The organism is Myroides albus (assembly GCF_024722315.1).
GTDB lineage: Bacteria > Bacteroidota > Bacteroidia > Flavobacteriales > Flavobacteriaceae > Flavobacterium > Flavobacterium album_A.
The window spans coordinates 1,254,918-1,274,327 of sequence record NZ_CP102754.1 but is presented as its reverse complement, the minus strand read 5'-3'; the positions used below and the strand labels follow the sequence as shown (position 1 = coordinate 1,274,327).

Sequence of the window (19,410 nt, the reverse complement as noted above, 5' to 3'; positions counted from 1 at the left end):
TAGTTTAAATGGATAGTAAAGCTACGAAATTCTGGAAGTATTATAAAAAACAAAAAACCTCGAAACAAGTGTCTCGAGGCTGTATGATGTGATGTATTATCTACCTAAGTAAATATCTAATAACCCAACAGGTACATTAAGATATAACTTCTTATTCTCACGATCTACTTTATGGATAAGTTCGTCTATCATCGGAACTAATATTTCGGTTCCGTTAAAGTCTATCTCGAATAGAGGTTGATAATTACTATCGTTTACTCTTTTTAGTTGACCTATTTCACCTTCGTTAGTATCTATTACGTCAAAACCAGTGATCTCGTGGTAGTAGAACTTGTTTCCTTCAAGTTTAGGAAGCATCGTTAGTGGTAGGTATATCTCTGATCCGACTAATCGGTCAGCATCTTCTTCAGAGTTAGACTCCTCGAATTTAACTCTTAAAAAATCGCTTTTGTGTAATGAAGCTTGTTCCATAAAAAAAGGAACCAGTTGTCCGTCGAAGTCGACGAACACTGATTCCAAGTTTTCGTATAACTCAGGTTCATCGGTGTCTAAATAAATAAGCACCTCCCCTTTAAAGCTAAATTTCTTTGCGATTTTGCCTAAATAGAAACAATCCTTTTTACGCATATCGCTTGAGAATTATGCTTGAGTTTCTTCGTTGCTTTCTTCAGTTGCTTCAGCAGCTTCAGCAGGAGCAGCCTCAGCAGCAGCTTTAGCTTCTTGAGCAGCAGCAGCACGTTTAGTACTTACTTCTTTCTCAGCAGCTAATCTTGCAGCTTTATCAGCAGCTTTGTTTGATGATAAACCATCTTTCTTAGCGTTGATTTTAGCAGCTTTTTCTTCTAACCAAGCAGCGAATTTCGCGTCAGCTTGCTCTTGAGTTAAAGCTCCTTTGTTAACTCCACCTTGTAAGTGGTGTTTTAACATTACTCCTTTGTAAGAAAGTAAAGTTCTAGCAGTATCTGTTGGTTGAGCACCATTGAATAACCATTTAACAGCAAGATCAACATTAATCTCTACAGTTGCAGGGTTAGTTGTTGGATTGTAAGTACCGATTTTTTCTAAGTATTTACCATCTCTTTTTGAGCGTGCATCAGCAGCTACTACCCAGTAAAAAGGTTTTCCTTTTTTACCGTGTCTTTGTAATCTAATTTTTACAGACATAATTAATTTATTTGTTTGAGGTACCCGACCTCGGTTAAAAATTGAGTGCAAAGATATGCTTTTTTGACTTTAATACATTTATTTTATTGAAAAAAATATTTATTATAAGCTATTGATTGATAACGAGATGTCTTATTAACCTTAGATAAAGGATAGATTCGCACTTTTTTAGCAACTTTTATCTTTGAGAAAGTTTTTTTCTGCTATTAAATACTATATTTTTGTATTTGAAGTTATTATAGAAGATAATTATTTACTATGAAAAAGATATTAGGTCTACTATTGGTTATTGCTGCTTGTATTGCTTGTGAAAATGACACTAAGAACAGTGATCCTGGGTTACAAGCTTATACAAATAATGAGGAGTATAAAGAGGCAGTAAAATATGAGAAGTGGAAGCCAGAGCGCATGACTGCTTATATAGCTAATGAGAATGTACTGTATATTATGGGCGAAACTGATAGTACCTCTTATGTAATGAAAGTACCTTATAGTCCAAGTTTGTTTGGTAAAACAATCAAACTTGAGGAATATCGCAAAGTTGAAAATGGCGGTAAACAAGCTAATATTCAATTTGACAATAGAGAAAGTACGAAAGATGATGCATATGCTTATTATCGAGTTAAAAGTAAAAGTTCATTAGATGAAACGTTCGCTTTATATGTTACAAGAGGTATTGATAAGAATAAGAATGAAGTAGAGATGGGGGAAGTGTATTTTGCTCCTGAAGCTGATCAAATACCAGGGACAATTAGTGGAACTTTCTTCGCTAATCTTATCAAAGAAGATCTTGACGAAACACAACAAAAGAACTTCACAGAAAAACAGAAAGAGGAGCATGCTGCTCTGCAAAATACTAAAATATTTCAAGAAGGAGTATTCTTTAGAATACCTTTAGAATTACCTCGATAGGTAATGATTACAATTCTTTTGAGACTGTGTTTTTCCGAAACGCAGTCTTTTTTTATACCTTTGTTTTTCTTGAGAAATCTAAGTAAAATAAGGTAAACTTCTTATAATCAGCTATGTATTTAATTTTTGATACTGAAACAACAGGACTCCCAAAGAGTTGGTCTGCCCCTATTACAGATACAGACAACTGGCCACGTTGTGTACAGATTGCTTGGCAATTACACGATGAAATGGGAAATTTAATTGAACATCAGGATTACCTTGTTAGACCTGAAGGATTTAATATTCCTTACGATTCAGAGCGCATCCATGGTATTTCTACCGAATTAGCAGAGGAGCAGGGTATTTCTCTTGCCGAAGTGTTAGCTAAATTTAATATTGCATTATCAAAAACAAAATTTATTGTAGGACAGAACTTAGCCTTTGACCTTAATATAATGGGGTGTGAGTTCTATCGTATGGGGGTGACATCTATTATGAGTGAGTTGCCTGTGCTTGATACTTGTACCGAAGTTACAGCTGAGTTACTTAAGATACCCGGAGGTAGAGGGGGTCGTTATAAATTGCCTACTTTAACTGAGCTACATACTTATTTGTTTGGTGTTCCATTTGGAGAAGCACATAATGCAACTGCTGATGTTGAAGCAACTACTCGTTGTTTTCTTGAGTTATTAAAAAAAGGAGTATTCTCTAAGGAGGAACTGCAATGTGATGATACATATATTCAGCGCTATATACAAGCAAACCCAGAGCCATTTCAACCAGCTGGTTTAAAGCACATCAATCTTAAAAAGGCTTCTGATGAAGTTCGTCAGAGGTTGTCAAAGTTGCAAGGTGAACCTACTGAGGTTATTAGCGATGAAGCAAAGGAGAAGTTTAAAGTAGCGAAGTTTGCTCATCTCCATGTACATACACAATTTTCCGTCTTGCAATCTACGATTTCAATTCCCTCTCTTGTAAAAAAAGCAGGTGAAATGGAACTGACTGCGGTGGCTATGACGGATCACGGAAATATGATGGGAGCCTTTCATTTTGTAATGGAGGTTAACAATCACAATAAGAAAATAGAGGCACAGAATAAAGAGCGTGCGGAGAAAGGAGAAACATTAGTACCTCTTTTAACTCCGATTGTAGGATGTGAGTTTTTTATTTGTGAAGATCATACGGATAAGTCTAAAAAAGACAATGGTTTTCAAGTAGTACTGTTAGCAAAGAATAAAAGAGGATATCACAATTTGGCTAAGATGGCTTCTATTGCCTATACAGATGGTTTCTATTATGTGCCGCGTATAGATAAAGAGGTTGTTAGGAAATATAAGGAAGATGTGATTGTCCTAACAGGTAACCTCTATGGAGAAGTGCCAGGTAAGATTCTAAATATTGGTGAAAAGCAGGCTGAAGAGGCTTTACTTTGGTGGAAGGAAGAATTTGGTGAAGACCTCTATATTGAGTTAATGCGCCATGGGCAAGAAGATGAAAATAGAGTTAATCAAGTGCTTATTGACTTTTCAAGAAAACACGATATCAAATTAATAGCAACGAATAATTCTTATTACTTAGATAAGAAGGATGCGAATGCCCACGATATTTTATTGTGTGTTAAAGATGGTGAGAAACAATCTACACCTATAGGTAGAGGAAGAGGCTATCGCTATGGGTTGCCAAATCAAGAATACTATTTCAAGTCAAGTGACGAGATGAAGGAACTATTTAAAGATGTTCCGGATGCTATTTATAATATTCAAGAAGTTGTAGATAAAGTTGAGCCATTTGTTTTACATAGAGATGTACTTCTTCCAAAATTTGATATTCCGGAAGAATTTCAAGATGAAAGAGACTTGGAGGGTGATGGGAGTGGGAAAAGAGGTGAAAACAACTATTTGCGTTATCTTACTTATGAAGGTGCAAAACGAAGATATAAAGAAATTACAGATGAAATTCGCGAGCGTTTAGACTTTGAGTTAGCTACTATTGAAAGAACGGGCTATCCTGGTTACTTCTTAATTGTACAAGACTTTATTGCTGCGGCAAGAGATATGGGAGTTTCGGTTGGGCCAGGTCGTGGTTCTGCTGCAGGTTCTGCTGTAGCTTATTGTTTGGGAATTACGAATCTTGATCCTATCGAGTATGATTTGCTTTTTGAGCGTTTCCTTAACCCAGATCGTGTATCCATGCCCGATATCGATATTGATTTTGACGATGAAGGTCGTGGTCGAGTAATGGAATATGTAATCAATAAGTATGGAGCTAATCAAGTGGCGCAGATTATCACTTATGGTAAGATGGCGACTAAGTCTGCAATTAGAGATACAGCACGTGTATTAGACCTGCCATTGTTTGAGGCAGATAGAATTGCGAAGTTGATTCCCGGTATGATGCCTTCTAAGTGGAACCTAAATCGATTTTTAACAGAGGATGAGAGTGCAATAAAGGGAGTACTTCGATCAGAAGAATTTGATAAAGTAAAAGAGCTCATAACATTAGCACAAGAAGACTCATTAGCTGCAGAAACTATACAACAAGCTAAAATATTAGAGGGTTCTATGCGAAATACAGGAATCCACGCTTGTGGTGTAATTATTACACCAGATGATATTACAAAGTTTGTTCCTGTTACTTTAGCTAAAGATTCAGATTTATACGTTACTCAGTTTGATAACTCAGTTGCAGAGAGTGCAGGGTTATTAAAAATGGACTTTTTAGGGTTGAAAACATTGACTCTTATCAAGGACACCGTTAAGTTGGTAAAACATAGAACAGGTATAGATATTAATCCTGACGAAATCCCTATTGACGATGTAAAAACTTATGAGTTATTCCAGCGTGGGGAAACGGTAGGTGTATTCCAGTACGAATCTCCTGGAATGCAAAAGTATATGCGTGAACTGAAGCCTACTGTATTTGCCGATTTAATTGCGATGAATGCTTTATATCGACCAGGACCATTAGAGTATATCCCTTCGTTTATTAGTCGTAAGAATGGTGAGGAACCAATTGTCTACGATTTAGATGCTTGTGAAGAATACCTAAAAGAAACTTATGGTATTACCGTATATCAAGAGCAGGTAATGCTTCTGTCACAAAAGCTTGCTGGATTTACGAAAGGTGAGGCGGACGTACTTCGTAAAGCAATGGGTAAGAAGCAAAAGGATGTCTTGGATAAGATGAAACCGAAGTTTGTGGAACAAGCTTCAGCGAAAGGGCATGATGCAACAATATTAGAAAAGATTTGGAAAGACTGGGAGGCATTTGCTTCGTACGCGTTTAACAAATCTCACTCTACTTGTTATGCTTGGATTGCCTATCAGACTGCTTATTTAAAGGCTCATTATCCTGCTGAGTACATGGCTGCTGTACTGTCTAATAATATGAATGATATTAAATCGGTTACTTTCTTTATGGAAGAGTGTAAGCGTATGGGACTTCATGTATTAGGACCTGATGTGAATGAATCTTATTACAAGTTTACAGTAAATGATGAGTATGCAGTTCGCTTTGGGATGGGAGCGATAAAAGGAGTAGGACAAGGAGCTGTGAATACCATTGTTGAGAATCGCGAAAAAGGGAATTACAAGTCAATATTTGATTTAGCGAAGCGCATTGATTTGCGTGCAGCTAATAAGAAAGCTTTTGAAAATCTTGCCTTAGCTGGTGGTTTTGATTGCTTCGAAAATACACATCGCGCGCAATACTTCTATATGGATGCGATGGATAATATTCCATTCTTAGAGAAGGCAATTCGCTATGGGGCTAAATCTCAAGAGAATGATAATTCTTCACAATTCAGTTTATTTGGTGAAAGTGCTGAAGTAGAAATACCAGAACCTGTCTTACCTGTATGTGAGGAGTGGACAACAATGGAGAAACTTGCAAAGGAGAAGGAAGTAGTAGGTATTTATATATCTGGACATCCACTTGATGATTTTAAGTTTGAGATGAAGTATTTTTGCTCTAGCAGAGTGGAAGAAATGCGCGATCTTACAGAATTAGCTGGTCGGACAATAACCTTTGGTGGAATGATTAGTAATGTTGAATTTCGAACATCTGCTAAAGGAAAGGATTGGGCGATGTTTACGATTGAAGGATACGATGAGGGATGTGAGTTTAGACTTTTTAATGAAGACTTTTTAAAGTTTAGACATTTCTTATTACAGAATACCTTTGTTCATGTAAAAGCTCAAGTTAAAGAAGGTTGGATAAGAAAGGATACAGGTGAAAGAGGAGAGCCGAGATTGCAGTTTTTGGAAATGAAATTGCTTTATGAGGTTATTCCGACATCAGCAAAGAAGTTGATAATATTATTGAACGTAAAAGAGATTGACGAGAAGCTAATCAATAATATGAAAGAGGTGTTTAGTTTTAATGAAGGGGACAAACCTGTTTACTTTGACTTAGTGGAGTTAGAAAAGGTTTTCTTAGATCCTGTTGATCAAGTAAAACCAATTATGCCCATTACATTTGATGAAGATATGGAATTTGGAGATGAAGAAATGGCCATGGAAGAAGTTGTAGTAGATGAAAAGAGAGAAGAAATAAGAATTGTCAATAGAGTAGAGCTATCCAGTCGAAATATGCGTGTCAATATTACAGCTGAACTCTTAGAGGAATTGGAGAGAATGCAGGTTAATTTTAAATTAAATTAGTTTTTGTAATTGCTCTATAGTTAAAATTAATACTTTATAAATAGTATTATATAATTAATTTATTAGATTTGTTGATATAACATAAAAGGTAGAATAATGGCATTAGAAATTACAGATGCTACTTTCGAAGAAGTAGTATTAAAATCAGATAAGCCAGTAGTTGTTGACTTCTGGGCAGTATGGTGTGGTCCTTGTAAAATGTTAGGCCCAATCGTTGAAGAATTAAGTGTAGAATACGACGGAAAAGCTGTAGTAGGTAAAGTTGATGTAGATACAAACCAAGAGTTTGCTGCAAAATACGGTATCCGAAACATTCCTACAGTATTGGTATTTAAAAATGGTGAAGTTGTAGCGAAACAAGTTGGTGTAGCTCCAAAGAAAACTTACCAAGACTTTATCGAGAGCAACTTGTAATAGATAGTATTACTTGTCTAAAATATAAACAATCCCCTTTTGATTTTTAATCGAAAGGGGATTGTTTTATTGTATAATCTAATGAGATTATTTTTTTCATGATAAAGATATTAGTTTTTGTACTATATAGTTTGTCTGTATTGGCTTGTCAGCTATAGGTATTATAGCTGTGTATCTTGAGTTTTTAATAAAATAAGGGTATAGTAAGGCTGGTCAGTATTTTCTACTAAAAGAGTATTCCATTACGGAAAAATCTATTTTAAAGTGAGTTCGATAGAAGGTACGAAGACAGCTTATAGTCTTCAGGGTGTTTATTTATATGTATTTATCTGCTTTAAAAGATCAACTCAACCTTGTCTAATAAGGAAATCATCGGAAATGATGATTAAGTGGGTAAATTTTTAGAAGCAGAATAGTATGTATTATAAGAGGGCTTCGCTTGCACTTTCTCCGGGATTTCTTGGGGTTTTGTAGGGGTTTTCTTGCCTAGAGAGCACTTTTGTCGAAGAAAGGTGCAAGAAAACCTTAAGCTATGTGCCAGCAAATTGGTATAAATCGATATGTAGATTGTCAACAGATATGATGAAGTTGTATACTGCTGCCTTAACTCGAGTTAGTCTTATTATGGGATATAGCTGTTTATTAATACAATCTTTTTGGGGGAGATTTCAATTGAAATATGACACAATAAGATAAAAGAAGGTAGTGTTGTCGATTTTTTAGGAAGTTGAATTGAATGGATTGAAAGTTTTTTGATTCTAAAATTACAGTAGCTGTCGTTCAGCAAGTATTTTTAGTAGGTGTTTTTTTCCTTAAAGGTGAAAAAGCAGGTGTATTTCTATAGTAAAACAAAAATTTGAATCGTCAAAAGTTGAATTAAAAGTGAGTAGTAGCGCTTGTTGAGATAAAGTACATAAAAAAAGTTTAATTTTATTTATTTATTATCTAATTGGAAATCAGTTTACTCTGTAAGTCGCGCTAAAAAACTTTTATTTTTTTTATACGAGGATTTGGTAGTCTTGAAAATGGTCGTATATTTGCACCGCATTACAGCAATAACGACGAAGGTTTGGTAGTTCAGTTGGTTAGAATACATGCCTGTCACGCATGGGGTCGCGGGTTCGAGTCCCGTCCAGACCGCAAGAGAGAGATTAACATCTCTGAATAAAAGAGATGTTATTCGATCTGCTCAAAGCGGAGAAAATAAAGGTTTATACATAAATCTTTGATTTTTGAAAAAAAGAGTTATCTTTGTCGCGAGTAATGAATTTGGTTAATACTGGTTTGGTAGTTCAGTTGGTTAGAATACATGCCTGTCACGCATGGGGTCGCGGGTTCGAGTCCCGTCCAGACCGCCAGTAAAAAAGAGCCTCTCACGTGGTTGAGAGGCTTTTTTTGCCCTGTAATAATTTTTCATTATTAAGGGTTAAAATTTAGTTGTGTTGTTAAGTGCGAAAGCACTACGGTTTAGTAGTTAGACCAATGAAAAGCTTTCCTAGTGCGGGAGAGCTTTTTTGTTCTTTGATTGAGAAATATATCTTTAATAGATATTTAGGAGTAATACTGGTTTGGTAGTTCAGTTGGTTAGAATACATGCCTGTCACGCATGGGGTCGCGGGTTCGAGTCCCGTCCAGACCGCAAGAGGGATTGATTTCTCTACTTAGTTTATTTTTTTACTCTTAGAATCAATAGATATATTATTATATACTGGTTTGGTAGTTCAGTTGGTTAGAATACATGCCTGTCACGCATGGGGTCGCGGGTTCGAGTCCCGTCCAGACCGCCAGTAAAAAAGGATTTGTTTGAAAGAACGATTCTTTTGGGCTCTAATAATTCCCCAAATTATGAAGGCCTTAAAATTTAGTTGTGTTGTTAAGTGCGCAAGCACTATGGTTTAGTAGTTAGACCAATGAGAAGCTTTCCTTGTGCGGGAGAGCTTTTTTGTTTTATATGAATCAGGATATCTTGTTTTTAGTAATAAATTTAGATTGAGCAGATCTCAATACTTCGTTTTCATATTAAACTTCCTTTTGCTGAGATAGTAAAGGCAGTTGAAGTTCAACGATAAATATGTCATTATTGACATAAGGTATAGAATAAAAAAGCAAACCTTAAAAGACACTCTTGCCTTTTAAGGTTTATTTTTTTCTATTTATTTTAGATGACTTAAGTCTGTGTCTGGTACAACTTCTACAGCAGCTTTTCCTTGTTCAAAAATGCGAGCTGTCAAGTTTCCTCTAAGTGTGATAGTATCTCCTTGTACTTCTAACCAGCTACCTTCTCTAAGCCCAACTACAGGTTGCGAGTTAAGTGAATGAAACTCGTTAATTCTGGTCTCTCTTGTCTCTCCCATATGTGTAGAGCCTTCGATAGGATCTAAATAATGTGGATTGATATTGAAAGGAACAAAACCTAAAGTTTTGAAAGAAGGAGGATAGGTGATAGGCATGTCATTGGTCGTTTCCATTGTTAAACCACAGATGTTGCTGCCTGCACTGCAACCCAAGTATGGTGTACCATTATTGATTGCTTTTTGGATAGCTGTAATGACATTGTTATTGTAAAGTTGTTTTACCAAAAGGAATGTATTTCCTCCACCAGTAAATATTCCTTCTGCTTGTGCTATGGCTTGTGTAGGGTTTTCATATTCATGAATACCTTTTACTGTGATATCCAACTTAGAGAAGGCAGTAGCTACTTTTTGTGTATATTCATCATGTGTGATGCCACTTGGTCGTGCATAGGGAATGAACAAAAGTGTTTTTACGTTGTTAAAGTGATTCTTTAGAACAGGCAATAAATATTCTAAGTATTGACTATTGTGAATTGTAGAAGTACTCGCAATTATAATTTTTTTCATAAGAATATAATTTTTACAAAGGTAAGTCGTTTTTTTATATAAGAAGTTACATTCGTTTTTAGGAGCCTTTAGGAATCATTTAGTACTCGATTATAATAGGTAATTCATTTTTTATATTAGATTTGATGTTTGTAGTTAACTGTTTCTATTCAAAAAACAGGTGTTTTTAATTACTAACGATATTATTGATTAATGAGATTTTTTTTAGCATTTCTATTGTGTTTAGGTTGTTTATACAGCTTTGGACAAGAAAGAAAATTTTTAAATGGAAAGATAGTTTCGCGTTCAAAGAACTTAGAAGGTGTGTATATCTCTAATTTGAACTCAGGCGTAGAAGTATTTAGTGAAAAAGGAGGCTATTTTAATTTAGCAGCTAAGGAGAATGACACTATTATGTTCTCAAGTCCTATTTTTATGGGTTATCAACATATTGTTGACAAGATTGATTTAGAACGGGATATTATGCTAATTCCCTTAGATAAGAATGATTTTTACACGCAGCTTGATGAGATTGTGATTTATAAAATATCAGCAGAATCCTTAGGGTTAGTTCCTAAGGGAACAAAGATTTTAACTCCAGCTCAAAGTAAGTTGTATACAGCGACTAGTGGTGGTGGGTTGATACCTGTTTCTGCTATAGTTAACTGGATTTCAGGTCGAACAAAGATGCTGAAGAAAGCGTATGAGTATGAAAAGTTGGATAGTCGAAAGAATAGATTGATTAATTATTTTTCAGAGGAAGCTTTGATGAGAGATTATAGTATTCCTAAGGACTATGTTGAAGGTTTTGCTTTGTACGCTGCAAATGATGATCAAGTTGAGAGTTTGTTAACAGGAGGAGGATTCGAAAAAGAGAAGGTACAAGCCAGATTAGGCGAGCTTGCCTTAGACTTTTTGGAGTTAATAGGAAAAAAAGATGAAGATAAATTGCAGTGAGTAAAGTGATTTAACAAATGGTTTGTATTTTTGTATACAATGCAAGCAATTAAGTTTGTAGATTTGTAACCTTGTTTAATTAATAAACTGTAACAATATGTTTGGTATTGGTGGAGGTGAATTTTTCTTTATTATTCTTGTTATATTAATGCTATTTGGATCTGATAAAGTTCCTGAAATGGCAAGGACGTTTGCAAAATTTATGACACAAGTAAAGAATGCAACGAATGATATAAAACACGAGATTAATAGAAGTGCAGAAGATAGCGGAATTAAGAAGGAGATAGAAGAAGTAATGGATATGAATCCATTAAAAGATGTGCAACAAAAATTGGAGGAGACAATAGAGAATCCATTACAAGACGTACAGCAAGAAATAGAGAAGCAAAAAGAAGATATCGAGAATTTAACAGGACCAATAAAAAGACAGCTTTAATGTTAGAAAATTTAGTACAATGGGATAAGGAATTAATGATTTTTTTGAACAATTTTGGTTCTGAAACATTTGATTCTTTTTGGCTTTTTATTACAAAACAGCTTAATTGGCTGCCGTTTTTTTTACTACTTCTTTATTTGACATATAAGAAAGTTTCGGTAAAGAAATTAGTCTTGATATTGCTTTTTTTAGCTGTATTAATTGCGTTTACAGATCAAATGACTAATTTGGTAAAAAGGGTAGTTGCTCGTCCAAGACCTTGTAATACGGAAGATATAGTTGCGATGTTACGTGTTGTAAAGTGTAGCTCTACGCTAAGTTTCTTTTCAGGGCATGCATCTAATTCCACAGCTAATATGGTGTTCTTGTTCTTGATCTTGAGAAGATATTATAAACATGCTTATTTGGTATTTATCTTTCCGTTGATTTTTGCCTATAGTCGAATATATCTGTCTTTACATTTTCCAGGAGATATTTTGGTAGGAATGTGTGTAGGGGTATTTTTTGGAACTGCATTTTATAGCTTATATGTATGGGTAGAGAATAAGTATTCGGATAAACTAATATAAAATAAACAATAAGGGCTACTAAATTTAGTAGCCCTTATTGTTTATTTTACTCTTGATACCGTTAGTCCGTCGCGGATGGGTAATAAGATTGTTTCAACTCTTGGATCTTCTTTTAAGAGTTTATTGTATTTGTCTATTTCGATAGTCTGTTTATCGTTAGACTTTATTTCTTCAAGAACTTTGCCTGACCACAATACGTTATCAGAAAGGATAATGCCGCCTTGGTTCATTTTGTCTATGATTAAATGGAAGTACTTAGTATAATTCTTTTTATCTGCGTCAATGAAGACGAGGTCAAATTTCTTATCAATTGTTGGTATGATGTCTAAAGCGCTACCAATATGTTGTTTGATTTGGTCGCCATATGGAGACATATCAAAGTACTTTCTCTGAAAATCATATAACTCCTCATTGACATCTATGGTGTCGATTGTCCCATTTTCTTTTAATCCCTCTGCTAAGGATAGGGTAGCATATCCTGTAAATGTTCCAATCTCTAATATATTCGTAGGGTTTACTAATTTAGAAATCATACTTAAGAAACGCCCTTGAAAATGACCGCTTAGCATTCTTGGTTGTAATACTTTTTGGTGTGTTTCTTTGTCAAGTTTCGCCAGTAATTCAGGTTCGTTTTCTGTATGTTGGGCTGCGTAATCTTCTAACTGATGAGAAATAAAATGCATATACTAAATTATTTGATAATAAAAGCGCAAAGATAATCTTAGAAATTCCGTTTGCCAAATATGCTTTGATTTTAATGTCTTATTTATACTTATTAGACTTGTAATTAGTATGGGTGAGTTTAGTACTTCACATTAGTTGATTGTAGAATAAAGAAAATCTACGTGATGATAATTCACAGAGTTTTGTGTCGGCTTATTCTTTTATGTTATTATTTTGGTTCGCGTCGTTGGTGTACAATAAAATTCTTATTTTTAGGTAATTAACCTATACATAGACTTATGAAAATATTAAAATGGTTCTTGGGAAGTATTTTAGTACTCGTTGCTTTGGCCTATTTATTCAAAGTAGATTACTTGTTCACAGCAGTCCGTACAATTTATTTTAATGGATATACAACTGCTTTTTTAGATGATTATAAGTATTTCCCAACCCGAACTATTGCTAATGATAGCAATAATATACAGCCTTGGCCTGTAGCTGTTGATTACAATCAAATCAAAGCAACTGAGGAGTTGGAAAAGGCTCACGTCGAACTACAATCGATAGCGTATCTCATTATCAAAAATGACAGTTTGTGGTATGAAAGCTATTATGATGGTTATGATAAAGGGGCGTACTCAAATTCGTTTTCTATGGCTAAAAGTATTGTGTCTGCTGCTTTTGGTAAGGCTCTGCAATTAGGGGAAATCAAAGAGGAAAATGACAAGGTGATCAATTATATTCCCGAGTTGACAGGTAAGTATAAGGATGACTTAACTGTGGCAGATTTATCTAAAATGTCTTCTGGACTAAAGTGGGATGAGGGTTATTATAGTCCTTTTTCTGTTATGACAGAGGTGTATTTTGTTAAGGACTTGAGAAAAGTTATGCAAAAGATTTCTATCGATGATGAGCCAGGTAAAGAATTTATCTATAAAAGTGGAGATACGGAGATGTTGACAATGGTTTTAGAAAAGGCTACAGGTATGTATTTAAGTGATTATGTATCTAAGCATTTTTGGAAACCTATGGGGGCAGAGAATCCCGCTTTGTGGCAGTTGGATCATGAAGGAACAGGAGTAGAGAAGTCATTTTGTTGTTTTACCAGTAATGCAAGGGATTTTGCTCGCTTTGGGAAATTATATAAGGATTTTGGGAAATGGAATGGGCAGCAAATATTAGATAGTGTTTACGTGGCAAAATCGATAAAGCAGCAGTATGCAAATGGGCCTGAATATGGATACGGTTGGTGGTTAGTCAAATATCGAGATCAGGAGTTCTTTTATATGAGAGGACATTTAGGTCAATTCGTTATAGTTTCTCCTAAAGATAATGTTATAATTGTTCGTTTAGGACATAAGAAAGGGGTGCAAACAGAAGAAGATCCCCATAGTAACGATTTGTATCTATACATAGATGAAGCTTATAAAATGTTAGATCAAAGAAAATAATGTCATGATGCTACCTTTAGAAAATATTCAATTAGAGCATATTCTTTTTTTAGATATTGAAACTGTTCCTGTGGAAGAGAGCTATGATGCTTTAGATGCAGAATTACAGGTTCTGTTTGAAGCCAAAACGAGTTACCAACGAAAGGAGGAAATCTCGGTCGAAGATTTTTATGAGCGGGCGGGTATCTGGGCCGAATTTGGAAAGATAGTGTGTATCTCTGTGGGGTATTTTCATTTTAAGCATGGCGTGCGTCAATTTCGAACAACTTCTTTTTGGGGAGAAGAAAAGGAATTGTTGGTTAAGTTTAGTGAATTGGTTAACCAACACTTTAGTCGCCCTTTTAATATCTTATGTGGGCACAATGCCAAGGAATTTGATTTTCCATATATCGCCAGGCGTATGTTGATTAATGGGGTAAAAATCCCCATAAAGTTGAATTTGTTTGGAAAGAAACCATGGGAAGTTCCACATTTAGATACAATGGAGTTGTGGAAGTTCGGTGATTTTAAACATTATACTTCACTGCAGTTACTCACCAAAATCTTAGGTATTTCATCGCCAAAGGACGACATAAGTGGATCTGAGGTTGCAGAGGTGTATTATAAAGAAAAGAATATTGATAAGATAATTACCTATTGTGAGAAAGATGTATTAGCTGTGGCACAAGTATTGTTGCGCTTTAGGAGAGAGGATTTATTAGAATCAAATGAAATATTATCTGTATGAGTTAATTAAAAGTTAATAATATTTGATTTTTTAAAAATGTTAAAAATATTTTTTCTATTTTTGTGAGAACGATTGAGAAAAATATGCAAACAAATTATACAAATAAAATTTCCTTTAAGAAGTATTCAATGTGTGAAGGCACATTAGGAGGTAAATAATTGTATATTGTTTGAAAATGATATTATAAAAGCCTCTATTGTTATAGGGGCTTTTTTTGTATAAAATTAGAAGTAAAAGAAATTAAAAAAAGAAATATGAACCAGTTCTACAATATTTGTTCAGTATCGATTATTACTAAGGCGACGTATCTAATGCGTAAGTCGTGCTTCGTCGTACTGCCAAAATTGGTTTTGTAAAATAGTTCATATATTCTTAAAGAAGTATAGAATAAATTTCAAAGGTCCTTTTGGTAGTAAATATCAAAAGGACCTTTTTTTTAGCCTAAATATTAATTATAAATTTTAAAAGTGATGAAAAACAATGTAGTAAAAGTTTTGGGTTTTTCTGTTCGTTCTACACAGTTCGCAGTTAAAACAGCAAATTTCTCTTTTACCGTAAATGACGGAAGAGATTTAGTAAGGGTGAATCAAATAGATTCTGCCGAATTGTTACTTGCTCGTTTAGCAGGAAGTATACACTATATCGGAAACTTGATTGGGTCAACCCTAAATTTAGATTTAAAATCTATTCAAGTGGAGGTAAGAGGAGAGGTTAAGAATAATGAAGATGATGAGAAAAGCATAGATATTACTAATTTTAAAAAGATTGATGTCATCGTTAAGCCAACTACACCTGCGTCAATTGTGCTTTTAAAAGAATGGATGGATGCAGTAAAATCTGCTTGCCCTGTCTTTACTGATTTTAAAACTCTTACGCCAACTGTGGTAACTTTGGTGAAAGAATATGACCAAATTAATGTTGCTTAATATGATTATTCTCGCATCCTGTTTTAAGAAAGCCATATAATATAACGAGGCAATTTCATTCAAATTATATTATATGGTTTTTTTAATGTTATTTTTGTTTAGATAAAATCACAGTTATGCAAAGTAAAACACCATTATTGCAAGTATTAGATTTAGAGATAACTACAATTAAGAACACTCAAGACAGTAAATCTTTAGTGCAAAATTGTTCTTTTGAGTTATATCAAAATGAAATTCTTGGAATAGTTGGAGAGTCAGGGTCGGGTAAATCAATTACCTCTCTTGCGATAATGGGACTATTGCCAAAGGGAGCTTTAACTATTGCAAATGGAAGTATTGTTTTTAATAAAGTAGAGCTTACTCAATTAAAAGAAGAAGAAATACGTTCCTATAGAGGAAAGGAATTTGCGATGATATTCCAAGAGCCAATGACAGCTTTGAACCCTACTATGACTTGTGGTAGACAAGTTTTAGAAATCTTACAACAGCATAGGGTGCATAATAGTGATTCAGCAATGAAACAAGAAGTGATTTCTCTATTCAAGAAAGTTAAGTTACCCAACCCTCAAGAGGTGTATCATAAGTATCCACATCAGTTGTCAGGAGGACAGAAGCAGCGCATAATGATAGCGATGGCGATAAGTTGTAAACCTGCTGTGTTGATTGCTGATGAGCCTACTACAGCACTTGATGTTACAGTGCAAAAGGATATTGTGGAGCTACTGAAGTCATTACAGAAAGAAACGGGAATGAGCATTGTATTTATTACGCATGATTTAGGTTTGATTTCATCTATCGCTGACCGCGTTATCGTGATGTACAAGGGTAAAATTGTTGAACAGGGGAATTGCTTAGCTATTTTTAATAATCCTAAAGAATTATATACTCAAGCTTTAATCGCATCAAGACCAAGTATAGATGTCCGATTAAAGAGGTTGCCTACTATTTCAGATTTTTTAAATCAAGTTGTTGTTGATGAGATTGTAACTGCAGAGGATAGAGCGAAAGCACATCAAAATCTCTATAATCGCCAACCATTATTAGAAATACGAAATGTGGTAAAGGATTATATAGTTAAAACAGGATTATTTCGATCAGGAAGCTTTAGAGCACTTGATCATGTAAGCTTTAATGTCTATGAAGGAGAAACTTTGGGATTGGTTGGTGAAAGTGGTTGTGGAAAGTCTACTTTAGGAAATGCTATACTGCAGTTGGATAAAGCAACGGAAGGACAGATCTTCTATCGCGGAATAGATATCACAAGATTAAATAAAGCTGAGATACGCAAATTGCGTAAAGAAATACAAATCATTTTTCAAGATCCTTATTCATCCTTGAATCCAAGGATAACAGTTGGTGAAGCTATATTGGAACCAATGAAGGTACATAAGGTTGGCAGTGATTATCGAGAGCGAAAGAGTATGGTTATAGATATTCTTTCTCGTGTCGGTCTTGATAAAGAGGCTTTTGATAGGTATCCTCATGAGTTCTCTGGTGGTCAACGACAGAGAATAGGTATAGCGAGAACAATCGCATTGAATCCGAAGTTGATTATTTGTGATGAATCTGTATCAGCATTGGATATATCTGTACAAGCACAAGTTTTAAACCTTTTAAATGAATTAAAAGATAAATTTGGATTTACATATATCTTTATATCTCATGATTTAGCTGTTGTAAAATATGTATCTGATCAGATTGTCGTTATGAATAAAGGTAAGGTAGAAGAGATAAATGAAGCGGATGAATTATACGATAACCCTCAAAAGGATTACACGCGTAAATTGATTAGTGCTATACCAAAATAAAGCCTCTATTATAAGAGGCTTTATAAGTTGCTATATTGTTATTTCTTGTTCAGTGAAAGTTATTCCATTCTTTTCCAATTCTTCCAAAATTGGAGTATAGATTTCTTGTTTTATCGGCAATTGTACTCCTGGTGATGTAATAGTTCCATTGAGTATTTTTAAAGTTGTAATTGCAACAGGTAAACCTACCGTTTTGGCCATCGCAGTATAAGTTTGATCTTCGCCTATACATACCATAGTAGAGTCTATTTGCTTGTCTTGATTGCCTATTTTATATCCAATTCTGTGGTACATGACTATCATATCCTTGTCTTGTGGGTCTAATGTCCATTTGTCTGATAGTATTTTTTCAAGAATTTGTGCAGGAGTAGCGTTTTTTAAGCCAATTTGCTTAACATCATTAAAGAGGTCCAGCTCCATAAGTTTAAGCCAAACTTGATCGTCTGGAGCGATGTTTAAAGCAAGTTTTAGTTTTGTCTCTATAGAGTCAGTTGGATGATATGGTAAGTATAAATCGATGAAATCTCTATATGTTAGAGTTTCAGAATTTTCAATTGTATAAGAATCGTCTGTTATTCCCAGATCAACAAATAGACTCCATGCTTTAGAATACCCCAATCTTCTGATTGTTCCTCTAAGTATTGTCCTTAGGTTGTTTAAGTTGTATATGTTTTGATATTTTAAAGAGTCTCTATTAGCATAAACTTCGAAATTGCCATATCCCTCAACTTTTAATATTTCGGTTCGACGAAAAACTTGATTATATGGGATGTATTTATACTTTCCTTCATGTAGAAATTTGGCTGCACCTCCTTGTGCAGCTAATACAACATTTCGAGGATTCCAGGTGAATTTATAATTCCAGAGGTTGTTATCAGATTCAGGTGCAATTAAACCACCGCAGTACGATTCAAATGAGGTTATTTCTCCGCCCTTATTTTGTATTTCATGAATAATTCTCATTGCGCTCATATGATCTATACCCGGATCAAGTCCAACTTCATTCATAAATATCAAGTTGTTTTCTACAGCTTGTTCATTCAACTCTGCCATTTGAGGGCTTATATAAGAGGCAGTAACTAAGTGTTTTTTTAGTCGAATACAGTCTTTGGCTAATTCTATATGGAGAGCTGCAGGTAGCATCGAGATTACGATATCGGCTTTTGACACGTATTCTATCCTTTGATCTGTATTAAAAAGATCAAAAGCAATTGGAGTTGCATTCGGATGGTTCATTGCTTTTTGTCTTGCAAGTTCTATAGATAAGTCACCAATTGTCAGGTGGATGTTTTCTTCATTTGATTTTTGAAGTAGATATCTGATCATAGAAGAAGAAGATCTTCCTGCTCCGACGATTAAAATTTGTTTTTTCATGTTATAGTTGTTGATTATAGTTATACGAAAATAAACAAATAGAGTAGCTTATAAAACTAACTACTTAAATATTACAAGTATAATATGTGAATTAATTGTATATTTGACTTAAAAACGAGATGACACGTAAAGTTTTAGGTATTGCTGCTCTTATTGGAGCATTAGGTGTAATCTTGGGTGCATTTGGTGCTCATGGATTAAAGAAGATTGTTACTGAAGCTCAAGTGATAACATTTGAGGTAGGTGTACGTTATCAAATGTATCATGCGTTTTTTCTATTATTTGTAGGAATCTGTACATTTTTTTCAGACAAGACTAAAAAAATATTACTTTTTTTGACTTTGTTCGGAATATTGTTTTTTTCAGGATCGATATATCTTTTGACATTTAAAGATTTGATTTCTATGAATTTAAGTGTTATCGGACCTGTTACTCCAGTAGGAGGGCTGCTATTTATAATAGCGTGGCTTTATGCTGGTATACAGGTTTTTAATTCGAAAAAGAGTGTTAAATAGGCAATTGACTA

The 19,410-nt window shown here is 34.5% G+C and carries 16 protein-coding genes and 4 tRNA genes; 15 read left to right on the top strand and 5 right to left on the bottom strand.

From position 1 onward, the window contains the following. Window positions 1-96: 96 nt before the first annotated feature. Window positions 97-627: a ribosome maturation factor RimM gene (gene rimM, locus NWE55_RS05965; RefSeq protein ID WP_006257597.1), complete on the bottom strand. Its 531-nt coding sequence runs from the start codon at window positions 625-627 to the stop codon at window positions 97-99. Window positions 628-639: 12 nt separating this feature from the next. After that, the gene (locus tag NWE55_RS05960; protein WP_155092069.1) at window positions 640-1,164 is read right to left on the bottom strand and encodes a 30S ribosomal protein S16; all 525 of its coding nucleotides are present in this window, start codon (window positions 1,162-1,164) and stop codon (window positions 640-642) included. Window positions 1,165-1,422: 258 nt separating this feature from the next. Between NWE55_RS05960 and NWE55_RS05955 the strand changes: the two genes are divergently transcribed. From NWE55_RS05955 to NWE55_RS05925, 7 genes are all read left to right on the top strand, one after another. Beyond that, window positions 1,423-2,076, top strand: a complete 654-nt coding sequence (locus NWE55_RS05955) for a hypothetical protein (protein WP_155092070.1) — start codon at window positions 1,423-1,425, stop codon at window positions 2,074-2,076. Window positions 2,077-2,189: 113 nt separating this feature from the next. Continuing rightward, window positions 2,190-6,719, top strand: a complete 4,530-nt coding sequence (gene dnaE / locus NWE55_RS05950; protein ID WP_155092071.1) for a DNA polymerase III subunit alpha — start codon at window positions 2,190-2,192, stop codon at window positions 6,717-6,719. Window positions 6,720-6,815: 96 nt separating this feature from the next. Then, window positions 6,816-7,133 carry a thioredoxin gene (gene trxA / locus NWE55_RS05945; RefSeq protein ID WP_155092072.1) on the top strand — a complete coding sequence of 106 codons (318 nt, stop codon included), beginning with the start codon at window positions 6,816-6,818 and terminating at the stop codon, window positions 7,131-7,133. 1,066 nt (window positions 7,134-8,199) lie between these two features. Beyond that, window positions 8,200-8,273 (top strand) — tRNA-Asp (locus NWE55_RS05940). A gap of 141 nt (window positions 8,274-8,414) precedes the next feature. Continuing rightward, window positions 8,415-8,491, top strand: a tRNA-Asp gene (locus NWE55_RS05935). A gap of 207 nt (window positions 8,492-8,698) precedes the next feature. Next, a tRNA-Asp gene (locus NWE55_RS05930) sits at window positions 8,699-8,772 on the top strand. Between the two features lie 71 nt (window positions 8,773-8,843). Next, window positions 8,844-8,920: transfer RNA gene (locus tag NWE55_RS05925), tRNA-Asp, on the top strand. Between the two features lie 366 nt (window positions 8,921-9,286). Here the strand turns inward: NWE55_RS05925 and pepE are convergent. Further along, window positions 9,287-9,994, bottom strand: coding sequence for a dipeptidase PepE (pepE, locus tag NWE55_RS05920; protein ID WP_155092073.1), 708 nt, complete (start codon window positions 9,992-9,994; stop codon window positions 9,287-9,289). A 192-nt stretch (window positions 9,995-10,186) separates the two neighbouring features. Here pepE and NWE55_RS05915 point away from each other — a divergent pair, with 192 nt between their 5' ends. The 3 genes from NWE55_RS05915 to NWE55_RS05905 all read left to right on the top strand — a co-directional run bounded on the left by NWE55_RS05915 (window position 10,187) and on the right by NWE55_RS05905 (window position 11,935). Beyond that, window positions 10,187-10,930 carry a hypothetical protein gene (locus tag NWE55_RS05915; RefSeq protein WP_155092074.1) on the top strand — a complete coding sequence of 248 codons (744 nt, stop codon included), beginning with the start codon at window positions 10,187-10,189 and terminating at the stop codon, window positions 10,928-10,930. Between the two features lie 97 nt (window positions 10,931-11,027). Next, window positions 11,028-11,366 (top strand): Sec-independent protein translocase subunit TatA/TatB, encoded by a 339-nt coding sequence (locus NWE55_RS05910; RefSeq protein WP_155092075.1) that lies wholly within the window; start codon window positions 11,028-11,030, stop codon window positions 11,364-11,366. Then, window positions 11,366-11,935, top strand: coding sequence for a phosphatase PAP2 family protein (locus NWE55_RS05905; protein ID WP_155092076.1), 570 nt, complete (start codon window positions 11,366-11,368; stop codon window positions 11,933-11,935). The genes NWE55_RS05910 and NWE55_RS05905 overlap by 1 nt, the downstream gene beginning before the upstream one ends. 41 nt (window positions 11,936-11,976) lie before the next feature. Here the strand turns inward: NWE55_RS05905 and NWE55_RS05900 are convergent, their stop codons facing one another. Next, on the bottom strand, window positions 11,977-12,618 hold the full coding sequence (locus tag NWE55_RS05900) for an O-methyltransferase (protein WP_155092077.1): 642 nt from the start codon (window positions 12,616-12,618) through the stop codon (window positions 11,977-11,979). 279 nt (window positions 12,619-12,897) lie between these two features. Between NWE55_RS05900 and NWE55_RS05895 the strand changes: the two genes are divergently transcribed. From NWE55_RS05895 to NWE55_RS05880, 4 genes are all read left to right on the top strand, one after another. After that, window positions 12,898-14,049 carry a serine hydrolase domain-containing protein gene (locus tag NWE55_RS05895; protein ID WP_155092078.1) on the top strand — a complete coding sequence of 384 codons (1,152 nt, stop codon included), beginning with the start codon at window positions 12,898-12,900 and terminating at the stop codon, window positions 14,047-14,049. Between the two features lie 4 nt (window positions 14,050-14,053). Next, entirely contained in the window at window positions 14,054-14,776 is a 723-nt protein-coding gene (locus NWE55_RS05890) for a 3'-5' exonuclease (protein ID WP_230381513.1), read from the top strand. A gap of 470 nt (window positions 14,777-15,246) precedes the next feature. Further along, a complete protein-coding gene (locus NWE55_RS05885) occupies window positions 15,247-15,702 on the top strand; it encodes an OsmC family protein (protein ID WP_155092079.1) in 456 nt (151 codons plus the stop codon). A gap of 116 nt (window positions 15,703-15,818) precedes the next feature. Next, a complete protein-coding gene (locus tag NWE55_RS05880) occupies window positions 15,819-17,510 on the top strand; it encodes an ABC transporter ATP-binding protein (RefSeq protein WP_155092080.1) in 1,692 nt (563 codons plus the stop codon). A gap of 30 nt (window positions 17,511-17,540) precedes the next feature. On the opposite strand, the gene NWE55_RS05875 is transcribed toward NWE55_RS05880, so the two are convergent. Beyond that, the gene (locus NWE55_RS05875) at window positions 17,541-18,884 is read right to left on the bottom strand and encodes a saccharopine dehydrogenase family protein (protein ID WP_160339661.1); all 1,344 of its coding nucleotides are present in this window, start codon (window positions 18,882-18,884) and stop codon (window positions 17,541-17,543) included. A 119-nt stretch (window positions 18,885-19,003) separates the two neighbouring features. Here NWE55_RS05875 and NWE55_RS05870 point away from each other — a divergent pair, with 119 nt between their 5' ends. Further along, window positions 19,004-19,399: a DUF423 domain-containing protein gene (locus NWE55_RS05870; protein ID WP_155092082.1), complete on the top strand. Its 396-nt coding sequence runs from the start codon at window positions 19,004-19,006 to the stop codon at window positions 19,397-19,399. The last annotated feature ends 11 nt before the right edge of the window (window positions 19,400-19,410 follow it).

Excerpts from the sequence above, each read along its gene's own strand:
- dnaE (WP_155092071.1), top strand. The coding sequence starts at position 2,190 with ATGTATTTAATTTTTGATACTGAAACAACAGGACTCCCAAAGAGTTGG.
- trxA (WP_155092072.1), top strand. The coding sequence starts at position 6,816 with ATGGCATTAGAAATTACAGATGCTACTTTCGAAGAAGTAGTATTAAAA.
- NWE55_RS05960 (WP_155092069.1), bottom strand. The coding sequence starts at position 1,164 with ATGTCTGTAAAAATTAGATTACAAAGACACGGTAAAAAAGGAAAACCT.
- NWE55_RS05875 (WP_160339661.1), bottom strand. The coding sequence starts at position 18,884 with ATGAAAAAACAAATTTTAATCGTCGGAGCAGGAAGATCTTCTTCTTCT.
- NWE55_RS05890 (WP_230381513.1), top strand. The coding sequence starts at position 14,054 with ATGATGCTACCTTTAGAAAATATTCAATTAGAGCATATTCTTTTTTTA.
- NWE55_RS05915 (WP_155092074.1), top strand. The coding sequence starts at position 10,187 with ATGAGATTTTTTTTAGCATTTCTATTGTGTTTAGGTTGTTTATACAGC.
- NWE55_RS05955 (WP_155092070.1), top strand. The coding sequence starts at position 1,423 with ATGAAAAAGATATTAGGTCTACTATTGGTTATTGCTGCTTGTATTGCT.
- pepE (WP_155092073.1), bottom strand. The coding sequence starts at position 9,994 with ATGAAAAAAATTATAATTGCGAGTACTTCTACAATTCACAATAGTCAA.
- NWE55_RS05900 (WP_155092077.1), bottom strand. The coding sequence starts at position 12,618 with ATGCATTTTATTTCTCATCAGTTAGAAGATTACGCAGCCCAACATACA.
- rimM (WP_006257597.1), bottom strand. The coding sequence starts at position 627 with ATGCGTAAAAAGGATTGTTTCTATTTAGGCAAAATCGCAAAGAAATTT.
- NWE55_RS05885 (WP_155092079.1), top strand. The coding sequence starts at position 15,247 with ATGAAAAACAATGTAGTAAAAGTTTTGGGTTTTTCTGTTCGTTCTACA.
- NWE55_RS05910 (WP_155092075.1), top strand. The coding sequence starts at position 11,028 with ATGTTTGGTATTGGTGGAGGTGAATTTTTCTTTATTATTCTTGTTATA.
- NWE55_RS05880 (WP_155092080.1), top strand. The coding sequence starts at position 15,819 with ATGCAAAGTAAAACACCATTATTGCAAGTATTAGATTTAGAGATAACT.
- NWE55_RS05870 (WP_155092082.1), top strand. The coding sequence starts at position 19,004 with ATGACACGTAAAGTTTTAGGTATTGCTGCTCTTATTGGAGCATTAGGT.
- NWE55_RS05905 (WP_155092076.1), top strand. The coding sequence starts at position 11,366 with ATGTTAGAAAATTTAGTACAATGGGATAAGGAATTAATGATTTTTTTG.
- NWE55_RS05895 (WP_155092078.1), top strand. The coding sequence starts at position 12,898 with ATGAAAATATTAAAATGGTTCTTGGGAAGTATTTTAGTACTCGTTGCT.